The sequence below is a fragment of the Desulfopila sp. IMCC35008 genome (assembly GCF_010646885.2).
Taxonomy (GTDB): domain Bacteria; phylum Desulfobacterota; class Desulfobulbia; order Desulfobulbales; family Desulfocapsaceae; genus Desulfopila.
Genome location: NZ_CP050700.1, coordinates 4,862,205 through 4,875,188, shown reverse-complemented (window position 1 = coordinate 4,875,188; position 12,984 = coordinate 4,862,205). Strand labels below are relative to the sequence as shown.

Sequence of the window (12,984 nt, the reverse complement as noted above, 5' to 3'; positions counted from 1 at the left end):
CAGTGAAGAGTAGAGGGGCGATGTAAAGAACTGTTTGTATAGGGAATAATCTCACTCGCTACATTGCAAAGCAAAGAAAGTGTGTCCCTGAAAAGTGTACCACAATCAACATGCTGTCCGAATGTGGGACAAGTCAAAGCTGTTTTTTTGTCGAAGGGGCAATCTTAACGAACACACATCCTTAACTCAATCAATTCACTCTATCATGTATTGAATACATATTTATCTGATTTATTTAGAGAATTTCATGTTCAACCTCCCCGCTGATAATTCAGTCTCCTTGTTGAGGTGTCCTATTTTGAAACAAATATATTGATTGCCATGGGGAATGTGTGTAAAATTCTATCTGACATGCATCAAGCATGTTTTTTTGCAAACACCTCTACATTGTACTGGGTCGTGGCGATGAAGGAAATAACCAGTACATCATCAGTGGAACATCTATATGATTAAAAATGCGTCGAAAAATGAAAATGGTGATATTGGCCTGATTGAAAAGTCCCCCCTGCTGGAGGCGTGGGAACGTTTGGTTTTAAAGAACTTGCCGGTCAAAGATTTAGAGTTAGTGCGTCCTGTAGTTTATCAATCTTGGATCAAATCAAAAAAATTGGGTATTGATCCTTATAGTAACAACCCACCAGCCTCCTTGTCCGGAAAGGATCTCGACCACCTGTTTAAAACTAATGAATCCTTTATCAAGATCGCCAAACCGGTCATGCAAATGATTAATATTCTGGTGGGCGATACCGGTTTTATGACGACCTTATCCGACAAAAACGGGTATGTTCTGGTCGCGTTAGGCAAGAGCACCATACTTGAAGCGGCGAAACGGAATTTTTATCTCCCCGGATGCCGACGAGACATTAAACATGCCGGCACCAATGGTATCGGACTTTGCCTTGAGATCAATAAACCAATCCAACTCACAGGATGTGAACACTACCGCGTTAAACATCATGACTGGACATGCTCGACAGCCCCCATCCATGATAACAAGGGCAACATTATCGGTACAATTACACTTTCGGGTATTTCCGGTGACCAGCACAAACACACATTAGCATTGGTCTCAACAGCTGCTGAAACAATCGAAACTGAACTGGCTACCCGCGAATTAAACAAGGAAATCAGTCGCCTTAACTCTGTTCTGTCTTCGATTTTTGAGTCGACTGCCGAAGGCGTCATCGCTTTAGATGATAATCTTCGAATTTCTGAGATTAACCATCGCGCCTTAAAATTTTTAAACCTTCAGAAAGCCAAGGTGATAGGTGAAGATTTCGTAAAGACAGCCAAGCCCGACGAGCTTTTGATAGCCGCACTGAACACCAACAGTTACCTTACCAGCACAGAAACGAACTTCAGTTCTTCAAAAGAAGATCAACTCTATATCTGCAAAATCGATCCGATTCGCGATATCGATGGTAAGGACAGAGGTAAGCTCATCACGCTTGCTGAAAAACAGCAGGTTATCAATATGAGCAAAAAAATCGAAGGCAACTATGCCAGGTATGAGTTTCATAGCATAAAAGGTGACAGCGAAATCTTAAAAAAGCAGATCGAATTGGCCCAAATTACAGCAAAGACCAACTCCAGGGTGCTACTGACAGGTGAGAGTGGTACAGGTAAAGAGTTATTCGCTCAAGCCATCCATAACTACAGTAATCGACACGCCGGTCCTTTCGTTGCCATATCATGTGCTACCATTCCTAAAGACCTGGTTGAATCGGAGTTGTTCGGTTATCGTGCCGGGGCGTTTACCGGAGCACGTGCTGGTGGGATGCTGGGTAAATTTGAACTCGCCAATCATGGGACCATGTTTCTTGACGAGATCAATGCATTACCCTTAGACGTACAGTCCAAACTCTTACGCGTTCTGCAACAAAACGAAATCAACCGTATAGGTGATACCCGTACTATTCCAGTAAATGTGCGGGTTATTGCAGCGACCAACATAGATCTGTTCACCGAAGTACAAAATGACAATTTCCGTGAAGATCTTTATTATCGTGTCAACGTTGTTGAGATCGTTGTCCCGCCATTACGGGAGCGGCAAGGAGATCTTGAATTATTGATTGAATATTTTATCGAACAGATTTCTGCAAGAATGAAAATGCCTAAGCCTTCAATAACAGATGAGATTATGGAAATAATGCAGGCATGCCAGTGGCCGGGAAATGTGCGCCAATTGGAAAACTGTATTGAACGTGCGGTTGTTCTGGCACAGGGTGGCACAATTCAAAAACATCATCTTCCAGCACATTTGTTAACTGAACGGACTTCACTTAGTTCAACAACGACAACCGTGCATGATGGTTATAGGGAATTGATTGAAGCAGCCCTCGAACGTTGCGATGGCAACGCCAGCAAAGCTGCTAAGGAACTGAAAATCGCCAGGAGCACGCTCTATCGAAAGATGGAAGAATTTAACATATCAAAATAAGACGTAACGACTCACCATCGACAATCAACATGATGAATTTAAGCGGATAGCTACCCTGGCTATTCGCTTAAGCCCCCCCCTTAATAAATCTGAGCTAAACCAAGGCTTCGTATAATATTTGAGCCGGGTGGAGTGCGTCCCGCCCTGTACCATCTTTGATCTGATGTCGACAGCTTGTTCCCGGTGCTGAAATAGTTGTATCAGTATCAGTCTTTCGAATGGCAGGGAACAGGACGAGTTCTCCAATCTTCATGGAAACATCATAATGCTCTTTCTCATAACCAAAAGAACCTGCCATCCCACAACAACCGGAGGGTATTTCCTCTACCTGATAATTTTCAGGAAAAGACAGTATGAACTTTGTGGGATCAGTTGAGGCAACGGCTTTTTGTTGGCAATGACCATGGAGTTTGATGGTCTTTGGCTTCCGGGTAAACGAATCTTGACTGATATTGCCCGCCTCAATCTCACGCTTAATAAACTCCTCTACCGTAAGGACGTTTTTTGAGAGTTTGAGTGTCGCTTCCTTCAACTCTGGCCCAACCAGATCCGGATATTCGTCCCGGAAAGAAAGGATTGCTGAAGGCTCAATCCCGATGAGTGGCGTCTTTTCAGAAATTACATCTTTTAAGGCAGTGACATTATCAATAGCGATTTTCTTGGCCTTGCGAACTAACCCTTTGGAGAGGAAAGTTCGACCACTTTCGATATGGGCGGGAATGACTACCTCATAACCGAGCCTGGATAATAATTGCACCGTTGCAACCCCAACATCCAGATCATTGTAGTTGGTGAACTCGTCATTAAAGAGATACACCTTCCCGTTAGTCGCCGTGGTAGATGACAGTTCCGCCGGGTACTTCTTCATCCATTTCAGCATGGTTGTTCCAGCAAGCAGCGGCATCGAACGTTGTGGCGCAAAACCGAGCAGTCCCATAAGAAAAGATGAAATCACCCTGTTGCCCATGACCATGTTATTGAGTTGAGGAACAACCGACAACAGAGAATTTATCTGAGATATATAGGCCACCATCCTTGACCTCAGCGGCACCCCATGCACATCATAATATTGTTGCAGGAATTCTGCTTTGAGCTTAGCCACATCTACACTGGCAGGGCATTCAGATTTGCAGGCCTTGCACGAGAGACAGAGATCCATGACCTCCTTAATCTCCTCATGATCAAATGGGTTTTCCTTGGTTGAGGTGGTGAGCATTTCCCGAACGATATTTGCACGGGCGCGGGTGACGTCAGTCTCGTTACGGGTAGCCTGATAACTCGGACAGAGTGTCCCACCAGCATTTTCTGTTTTCCTGCAATCGCCGCTGCCATTGCATTTCTCTGCTGCCCGCAAGATGCCGCCAACATCTGAAAAATCAAATACTGTATCGATTTTTCTTTCTATCCGGTCTCCCTCATAGCGAAGAGAACTTATCATTGAGGGAACATTGACGATCTTACCTGGATTAAAAATATGGTTCGGATCCCAAATGTTTTTTAATTCATGCAGGAGGATATAGTTTTTCTCACCAAGAATAATTGGGATAAAGCAACCGCGAACGCGACCATCACCGTGCTCTCCACTCATGGATCCACGGTACTTCTTCACGCAGTGCGCCACTTCAGTTCCCACAGTACGAAACAGTTCTATATCCCGTTGCAGCCGCATATTGAGAATTGGTCGAAAATGCAGTTCCCCGGAACCGATATGCGCGTAATAGACACACTCCAGATCATGTTTTTTAAAGATTTTGTCCAAATCAGCAATGTACTCAGGGAGAACCTCAACACTCACGGCAGTGTCTTCTATAAAAGACACTGGTTTAGCATCTCCCTTCATGTTTGAAAGGACACCCAGTCCCGCCTTACGTAGTGTCCAAACTTTTTTGGTGTCCTTGCCATGGACAACGGGGAAATGGTATCCGTACCCAGCCTCTTTGAATCCGTCTATTAACTTCTCACAACAGCTGTTGAGTTCATGGATGTCATGACGAGAAAACTCGATGATAAGGATCGCCCCCGGTTCACCTTCCACAAAGAACCGATTTCTGGCCTGATCTCGATTGTGTCGGGTCAGTTCAAGGATGGTATGATCCATCATTTCAACAGCATCCGGGTTATAATTCAGAGCAACCAGATTTGCTTTAAAAGCCTCTTCCTTTGTGCCAAAATGTGCGGCAACAACCGCTACATTAGCTGGTGGCACGTCTACAAGATCAAGTTTTATCTCTGTGATAAAGCCAAGCGTTCCCTCAGAGCCGCAAATCAACTTAGCCAGATTTAGCGGGGTTTCACTCTCTGAAAAAACCTCTGTCTCAAGGAGGAGATCAATGGCATAACCGGTATTGCGCCGATAGAGGGCAGGGTCCGGAAAATCTGCGCGGATCTGTTCCTGAATCTGCGCATCGGACAATGTCTCCCGAAGATGACGATAGATCGAACTTTCGAGAGAGTCACCTTCACATTTAGTATCGAACTCAGCTCTTGTTATTGCCTTAAATTCAACTTCACTCCCGTCGCTCAGAAGCATCGTAACGGCGATGGTATGCTCACGGGTTGTCCCATAAACGATAGAGCGGGAACCGCAGGCATTATTGCCGACCATTCCTCCGATCATACAGCGATTAGCAGTAGAGGCTTCCGGGCCGAAAAACAAGCCATGAGAACGAAGATGACGGTTCAATTCATCTAAAATAACTCCCGGCTGAACCCGGACCCAACGCTCTTGTTCATTCACCTCGAGAATATCGGTGAAGTATTTGGACATATCAACAACAATGCCGTTCCCGACAACCTGACCACCCAGGGATGTTCCCGCGGTACGCGGAATCAGTGAAGTGTTGTTGGTGTTGGCAAACGATATGAGTTTTTTGAGATCAACGCTATTGCACGGCCGTGCCACTGCTATAGGAAGTTCACGATAGACAGAAGCATCGGTTGCGTAAAGGACCCGTGTCTTGCGGTCTGTATAGAGATCCCCCTTCAGGTATTTGGCTAATTCAGCTAATTTATCTTGCATTGGACTCCATGGATTAAATTGTTCGGCGATCTTTTTCAGCGATACACCGCACCCTTTCTTCCCCAGCCTGGTTTGCTACAAACATGCCGGGGAATCTCATGAGATATAAAGGCAAATTCACGTGAGGCGATTACGAAATGGGGATGCCAGTTTCACCCCAACCTCTGAGCTGATAATAATCCTTCAACATATGCTCCATATCTTCAGAGGAAATAGTTTTTCCTGACGGCAGTGCCTCTTTATGAAACCTCTTGGGTAAACGATCATCTTCCGGTTGCAGTCCTTCCTGGAGATTGAACTTTCTGGTCATATTGACAATATTTACTGCAACTTTTTCCATAAAGTCCTGATTCGTCTGAAGCCCTGTCACCAGATGCAAACAACTGCCAAGTTTTTCCCAGGTATAAAGATCGCGATAAAACCGACATAACACCAAGGTGTCAAAAATATTGAGACGGTTTTCATAGTCAATGAGCATCAATGCTTTATCCCTGACCTGGTCTGGGGGAATAAGACCTGTGAGCTCCGGCTTGTAGAAAGTTGTGCGCAGATGACATGCACCCCTCGGGGAGGTTCCATAGGTCAGCCCCATGCCCTTTAATGTACGGGGTTCATACCCTGCCGGTTCCAGTCCTTTAACGTGTATGGCTATATCTTCCAACCCCCAGAGATTGGAGGCGTAAATAATACCATTGGCTAAGACTTCACCGATACCTTCCCGTGCTGCAATCATCTCCAGCAAACGTGCAATCTTGTCTACGTTACCGTATTCGATCTCATAGTCGATTTTCCCGCGAATCTTTGCTTCAATTGCAAGACCGCAAAGATTTCCAGCGGAGATTGTGTCCATTCCAAGCCGGTCGCAAAGGTCATTGAGATAGGCAATCTCCGCTATATCATCCACCATGCATAACCCACCAAAAGAGTAAATCGTTTCATACTCCGGTCCTTCGATTTGAAGATCTTTATGGCGTCCCTTCTTGATAGTAGCTTTACGTCCGCAGGCCATAAAGCACTTGGCACATGCGCTTGGTTTCACGTCATGTTCTTCGCGATATGTCTCTCCACTTATTTTTTCCCAGTGGTCACAAGTTCCCTGACTCCAATATTTTGTTGGAAAGGCATCAAAAGCATTCATCACTGCGACCATCTGGGTGGTACCCATGGCTTTGTATGACTTGGCTGCGGGACCTTGGCTGTTTTCCTTGGAAAACTGTCTCGCAAATTCTTTGACACCTTGCGGATCGAAATATTCGCGTTTCCTGTTTCCTCGAAAGACTATTGCCTTAACACGTTTGGAGCCCATGACTGCACCGGCACCTGTTCTGCCCGCGCAACGCCATTTATCGTTTGCTATCAAGGCAAACTTAACCATATTCTCGCCGGCAGGACCTATGGTTACAGCACCTGGCTTTCGATACCCTTCCACATCAGTAGAAAATTGTGCAATGGCTTCTTCCTCTGCCTGTATACTATCCATTCCCCAGAGATCAGTCCCATCATGAAAGCTGGCTCCGTCGGGTTCAATGGTTACCACTGTCGGCCTGTCAGCCTGACCGACAAAGATAATTGCATCAAATCCAGTTGCATCTATCGCTTCGGGCACCCTTCCACCGGAATACGACTCGGAATAGAACCCGGTCTGAGGAGATTTGGTGTAGACGCCATAACGACTCCCACCCCAAAGAGGTCCGCCACAAAAAGATCCGGTTGCAAATATCAAATGATTTTCCGGGGACAACGGATCAACTCCCACAGGATTTCTTTCAAGCAGCAGGCGAGTTGCCAACCCTTTCCCCCCCAGGCATTCCTCTAAAATCCCATCCTCAATTTTCTCGATTGTTGCGGAACTGCTACTTAAATCAATCGTTATAATCCGATTATAAAAACCACGCATCGGCTTCTCCTTATTCAATGTTTTTGGCAGTTTAACTCTATGCAAGTATATGTCTCTAAGCAGCTAGAACCATACTACATTAACCGATAAGGTTATTACGTTTGCATGAAAGTTATGCATTACTAATGCCATATGGGCGAGTGTCTTCAGGGTACCCTCAGAGGAAACCCCTTAAGTATCTGTTGTTGTGTGCTGATCAGCATTGCATCCACAGTTGCACTAGGCAAAAGGCACAATTGTTTTGGAGCCACAAATTTTGGTTCGATATGCTACAAGTGTCCCACCTTCGGACATTATGTGCTGGTGTGCAATACGCTTCCGGCAACTCACCACCTATCTGAATCCACTAACGATTTGATATGGTTTTGAGGGATGGTACAGATTTTGTAAAAAAATTATTAGGCATACGTTAAAATCACCCGGTTTACACACATCGGATCAGAAATAAGGAGAAGACAGAGAATGATCACTAAACCAAAATGGCTAAGAATCAAAATGCCGCTTGAAGTACCTGTATCTCAATCAATTGATAAGATGAAAAATACTTTGTGCACCGTTTGTGTGGAGGCTCAATGTCCAAACCTAACGGAGTGTTTTTCTAAAGGTACTGCGACGTTCATGCTATTAGGACCGAACTGTTCTAGGCGCTGTTCTTTTTGTGCTGTTGATAAGGGAAGAGTGTCCCCTCTCAACCCTAATGAACCTGATTTGATTGCCGAGGCAATCAGCCAGATGGATGTTCAATACTGTGTGCTAACAATGGTTACCCGTGATGACTTGTCGGATGGAGGCGCTTGTCATATTCAGAATACAGTCTTAGCCATACGGAAACGTCTTCCCAAAATCCGTTTAGAGTTATTAATCTCTGATCTTTCGGGCAATTGGGATGCTCTGAAATCAGTCCTGCAAACAGCTCCACAGGTTTTGAACCACAATATAGAGACTATAAATCGGCTGTACCCAACAGTTCGCCCCCAAGCCAGTTATACTCGCTCTCTGGAATTATTGAGAAAGGTAAAAGAGTTAACTCCAGCGGTGGTCACTAAATCCAGCCTGATGCTGGGGCTTGGAGAAAGCCCACAGGAAGTGTACGAAACAATGGACGACCTGCTAATGGCTGGTTGCAATGTTTTGACCATGGGGCAATACCTGGCCCCTTCAAAAAAACACCTACCTGTAGTGCGATATGTACATCCAGACGAATTTGAAGGATATCGCATTGAAGCGTTAAAACGTGGATTTATGGGAGTCGCAAGTGCCCCTCTGGTAAGAAGCTCCTATAAAGCAGAGGAGCTTTACTACCAAGCTGTTGGATTGCTGCGGAATTGAGGTGCCAGTGATATCGAGTTGACTGAGCGTCCCGCCATCTGCGAAAAAGATCATAATGTAATGCTATAATCCGGCTGACGATTGATCATAATTTATGTTTACTCCTGATCGAAAAGATCAGTCGGTAACCCTGTTTTAATGGGTAACCCCGCATCTTTCCATGATACAGAGGGGGAAGCCTGGATTTCAGTCAATCTTCCGGGCGACCGCGGCTCCGGCAGAAGAAAATCACACTCAAGGAGCCGTAATCGTCATGTAATGCTTTTACTTTATCTGGAAAATCAGCATTTAGTGAAAAAACTGGAGGATCAGCCGTCCAGGTTTTATAGGGTCTATTGAATGACATTGGTGACATATTCATTATCATAATTTTCTGTACATTGAGTCTCTTGTATCGATCGTTTACGCAGAATTCAACATGGCGGCTATTTGAATTATTTATTACTTTGCCATAGTCCGGGTAGATAAGGGTGTTTTTACCTCGTTCATTTGTTTCTTTGGTATCTACCTGACACGCAGCCCCGACCCAATAGTATTCCATTTTTGTACGCACATCTACAAGCACGACGGTAAGCGAGTTCAATTGTGTGAGTTCAAATGCCTCTTCGGCTGTTATGCGTTCTATTTCTTTTGCAGCCAATGGAACTTACGATAAAACTGCAAGGGAAAATACACTCACCAGGCCAACCATTTTTTTCATTTCCTGTTGCTCCTGTAGAAGGGATGCATTGACACATTACCAAGGTACCGGCTAGTGGATTGACAGGCTCCAATGACTCCTTGCCGGACCTTGAATCCTGACTATGTAAAGCATCATGAGGTTGATCAAGCATTGGCTTCTTGGTTAGCCGGTGACAAGCTAATGAGTCAGGAATTGAAGGCTTACGCCCTGTTGGTAAAGCTTGTAGAAAAAATCCCGTGCTTAAAGTTTTAGATCGAGACTAGCGGGTGTTGCAAAAAAAAAATGAACACAGTAGAGAGACGATATAAGAATATGCGCATGCTGCAGTAAATAGTTAGACAGCGCAAGCGTCAACGCATATGAATTGCGCGATTGAGTTCTTTCAGTCTCGGTTCGCCCGAAGGGTGAAAAACTACAGGAGCCAGTTATTTCTGCTCAGGTACAAAGTGTAACAGCAATTAAAACACCCATCTACACCTTAACTATAAGAAAACATAGGACATATATCGGCGCCGGCAAGTTTTCCATGAAATATTAGGGCTAAGGAAGAGACGTGAGGTACTTCTTGAGGCTTATTTTTTTATTTTTGAGCCTGATTTTTTTTCTGATACTTTCCCGATAGGACTCTACTGTCCTCACGGTAATATCTAGAATATCGGCGATTTCCTTGGACGACTTATTCTGCCGGATATAATTGACGACCTGCAACTCACGAGGGGCCAACTTTGCATTGACGAGAAGAGTATCTTTGGAGTGTGTTAAGGAAATATCCAGCAGATTTGCCTGTGCTGACTCTAAATAGCTTTTCGATGCTCCTGTCGCGTGCTTATGGGCTTTCTTTAAGAGTGGGAGCGCCATCTCAATTGTTTTTGCTGAAACTTCCTCTCTTACTTCACGAAGTTCCCTGTCCCTTCTCTTCAACAACAGGTTCAAGGCACTATTGGCAGCATTGAGTTCCTCATTCTGTTTCTGAAGCTCTTCTTCTTTTATGGCTAATTTGCCGAGGGCATCTTTAAGATTATCCACTGTAGCTGATAGCTCGGCCGTTCTTTTCTTTACCTCTTGCTCCAGTCTGGTTTGGGATTCATTAAGTTGCGACTCTACTTGCTTGCGAGTGGCAATTTCCTGTTTCAGTAGTTCATTCTGTTCGCGCAGCCTGACGGTCAATTCCTGCTTTTCCAGGGTGCGCCTGACCTTGAAAATCAGTTCATCGGTATCGCATGGCTTATTAAGATAGTCATCAGCGCCACAGGTAAATGTTTCAACTGCCGAATCGATATCGGCATACCCGGTCAGGACAATTACACCGGTATTATAGGAGATTTTTTTGGCCTCCTGCAAAACCTCCAACCCACCGATCTCGCCCATTTGCAGGTCGGTAATGATCACATTATACCTGTGAACTCGCAGCAGGTCCAAGGCCTCCAGTCCACTTTGTGCAGTCGTCACCTTGAAACTGTTCTTTTCGAGGATCCAACTGAGTGAAACGAGGATACTCTCGTCATCGTCGACCAGAAGAATCGAATTATTGTTCAATTCAGACTCCCTCAATAGGCAAAAACACTGAAAACGTTGCCCCTTCTCCAGGTTTGCTTTTTACCTCAATATGGCCACCGTGTTGTTTAATAATGCCATAACTTACCGACAAACCAAGGCCCGTACCTTTGACCTCCGGTTTGGTCGTAAAAAATGGTTCGAAAAGGTGCTTGATATGAGAGGGTTCTATCCCTGCACCGGTATCCCTGATGTGGACCGCTATGTTCTCCGGAGCTGTTCTTTCCGTGGAAACCGTGACAATATCACCATTCCCACAGGCACATGCTGCATTGTTCAGGAGATTAAGAAAGACTTGTTTTAACTGATCGGCAACAGCTCTGACTGAGCAGGGAACCTCACTATACTCTTTCACAATTTGAATTCCCTGACTTTGAAATTCTTTTCTGGTAAGCAAAAGGATGGAATCAAGAAGCATGTGTACATCAACCTGACCAACATGGCCGGAAGTGGGTTGGTAAAAATCCCTGAGGTTGGCAATGAGGTTTTTCATCCTCTGGCATTCGAGAAAGGCCACATCCGCCAGCTCCTGCTCATCCTCTTTAAGAGCCGCGTATTTTATTATTCCGTCAAGAATGGTCATAACACTCTGTAATGGACTGTTGAACTCGTGTGCGATAGAGGCGGAAAGACTGCCCACGGCAGTAAGCTTTTCGGCATGAAGGAGTTGCTTGTGGGAATTCTGCAATTCCAGGGTACGTTCTGCCACTCGAACCTCCAGCTCACGGTACGATTCTTCAAGAGCCTCTTCTGTTCTTTTTTTATCTGTAATATCGATAATATAAGAAAAGCACAAACTGTCGGTAACCTGAGCCCAATATGCATCCCAATATTGCCCATTGGCCCAGAATTGCTCATTCACGGTTTCCCTCTTTTGTCTGGCTTTTGGCACACCACACCAGGGGCAGGGCGTTTCTCTTTTTGCCCAGGCTGCAAAGCATAGCTTTCCTGGCACAACACCTGCCTCTATTGCAGCCTTGTTGGCCACAACTATTTCCTGGTTTTCATGCTGTGAGAGGAAGGCCAGGCCAGGGAGAGCGTCCAGAAAGAGTTGTCGTAATTTTATTTCACCCTGTAACTGTTGTTCAAGATTCTTTCTTGGCGTAATATCCCGACCGACTCTCTGGTATTCAGCTACACTGCCGTCTTGATTGTATAGTGCTCTGCTAAGCCACTGGAGCCAGCGCATTTTCCCGTCTGGCAAATATACTTGATATTCGATAGTTTTTTCAGGTTCGAGCGGAGTCAATGCTGCCCGATATTTTTTCACCTTGTCAAGGTCGTCCTCATGGATTTTCGGCAAAAAAACAGTTCCCAGAATATGTGTATGGTCAACACCAAAGTACCGGCAAAAGGCATCGTTGACAAAAGTAGTCCTGCCATCGGCATCAAGACGCCAGATCAGGTCATTCTGGTCCATGAGAATGGTCCAGTATTTGTCCTTGAGCTTGCGAAGTTTGGCTAACTCCACTTCTTTTCGAGCTGATATGTCATGGAATATTGCATGCATTTGTCCAGGGGAATAACGGTCCTCTGAATGTATGACAGTATCCATTTGGGTATGAAAAGAAGACCCGTCCTGTCTCCGCAACATCAACTCCAGGGATTGCGACCGCCCGGTTTCCAGGAGTTTCTGTCTGGATATGTAGTATTCATCCATACTTGCCGGAACAACAAAATCTGAAAATGGTCGATTGAAAAGTTCCCCTCTCGGAATCCCCAGCATGTCGCCCGCTTTCAGGTTTGCTTCTATAATCAACCCTTCATTACTGATAGTGATATAAGCTGCCGGAGCATAATCGTAGAGGTCTGCATATCGGTGACGATATTTTTCAAGCTTAACCTGAGAAGTACGAAGGTCTTCGTTCTGCAGTTCAAGTTCGATCTGGTAGGTGTCGAGTTCCTGTATCAATTCGGTGACATCAGCCTGGGAAAAAGATCTTTTTTGGGATGCTGTCGCGAGAATGGACTGGGCACGTTTTCGCAGTTTTGCCAGATCTTTTTTGCCCGTCTTTTCCTTCATTCAAGCCTCCTTGACTGAGGTGTTGAACTCCTATAAATAT

At 45.1% G+C, this 12,984-nt stretch carries 7 protein-coding genes; 2 read left to right on the top strand and 5 right to left on the bottom strand.

Annotation, left to right across the window (positions count from 1 at the left end; all coding sequences use genetic code 11):
* The first annotated feature begins 445 nt into the window (after positions 1 to 445).
* On the top strand, positions 446 to 2,440 hold the full coding sequence (locus GA520_RS20955) for a sigma-54-dependent Fis family transcriptional regulator (protein ID WP_163337532.1): 1,995 nt from the start codon (positions 446 to 448) through the stop codon (positions 2,438 to 2,440).
* Between the two features lie 94 nt (positions 2,441 to 2,534).
* Here GA520_RS20955 and GA520_RS20950 read toward each other — a convergent pair whose 3' ends face one another.
* Together GA520_RS20950 and GA520_RS20945 are read right to left on the bottom strand one after the other, a co-directional pair.
* Positions 2,535 to 5,459, bottom strand: a complete 2,925-nt coding sequence (locus GA520_RS20950) for an FAD-binding and (Fe-S)-binding domain-containing protein (RefSeq protein ID WP_163337531.1) — start codon at positions 5,457 to 5,459, stop codon at positions 2,535 to 2,537.
* A gap of 130 nt (positions 5,460 to 5,589) precedes the next feature.
* Positions 5,590 to 7,356: an aldehyde ferredoxin oxidoreductase family protein gene (locus GA520_RS20945; protein ID WP_163337530.1), complete on the bottom strand. Its 1,767-nt coding sequence runs from the start codon at positions 7,354 to 7,356 to the stop codon at positions 5,590 to 5,592.
* A gap of 462 nt (positions 7,357 to 7,818) precedes the next feature.
* Between GA520_RS20945 and lipA the strand changes: the two genes are divergently transcribed.
* Positions 7,819 to 8,685, top strand: a complete 867-nt coding sequence (gene lipA / locus GA520_RS20940) for a lipoyl synthase (RefSeq protein WP_205749238.1) — start codon at positions 7,819 to 7,821, stop codon at positions 8,683 to 8,685.
* Positions 8,686 to 8,875: 190 nt separating this feature from the next.
* Here lipA and GA520_RS20935 read toward each other — a convergent pair whose 3' ends face one another.
* The 3 genes from GA520_RS20935 to GA520_RS20925 all read right to left on the bottom strand — a co-directional run bounded on the left by GA520_RS20935 (position 8,876) and on the right by GA520_RS20925 (position 12,944).
* Complete coding sequence (locus tag GA520_RS20935) at positions 8,876 to 9,325, bottom strand: hypothetical protein (RefSeq protein WP_163337529.1); 450 nt, start codon at positions 9,323 to 9,325, stop codon at positions 8,876 to 8,878.
* A gap of 582 nt (positions 9,326 to 9,907) precedes the next feature.
* Positions 9,908 to 10,903, bottom strand: a complete 996-nt coding sequence (locus GA520_RS20930) for a DNA-binding response regulator (protein ID WP_163337528.1) — start codon at positions 10,901 to 10,903, stop codon at positions 9,908 to 9,910.
* 1 nt (position 10,904) lies between these two features.
* Complete coding sequence (locus GA520_RS20925) at positions 10,905 to 12,944, bottom strand: PAS domain-containing sensor histidine kinase (RefSeq protein ID WP_163337527.1); 2,040 nt, start codon at positions 12,942 to 12,944, stop codon at positions 10,905 to 10,907.
* Between the last annotated feature and the right edge of the window lie 40 nt (positions 12,945 to 12,984).

What these genes read in the sequence shown, in the direction of transcription:
- GA520_RS20955 (WP_163337532.1), top strand. Translation starts at nt 446, where the DNA reads ATGATTAAAAATGCGTCGAAAAATGAAAATGGTGATATTGGCCTGATT.
- GA520_RS20950 (WP_163337531.1), bottom strand. Translation starts at nt 5,459, where the DNA reads ATGCAAGATAAATTAGCTGAATTAGCCAAATACCTGAAGGGGGATCTC.
- GA520_RS20945 (WP_163337530.1), bottom strand. Translation starts at nt 7,356, where the DNA reads ATGCGTGGTTTTTATAATCGGATTATAACGATTGATTTAAGTAGCAGT.
- lipA (WP_205749238.1), top strand. Translation starts at nt 7,819, where the DNA reads ATGATCACTAAACCAAAATGGCTAAGAATCAAAATGCCGCTTGAAGTA.
- GA520_RS20925 (WP_163337527.1), bottom strand. Translation starts at nt 12,944, where the DNA reads ATGAAGGAAAAGACGGGCAAAAAAGATCTGGCAAAACTGCGAAAACGT.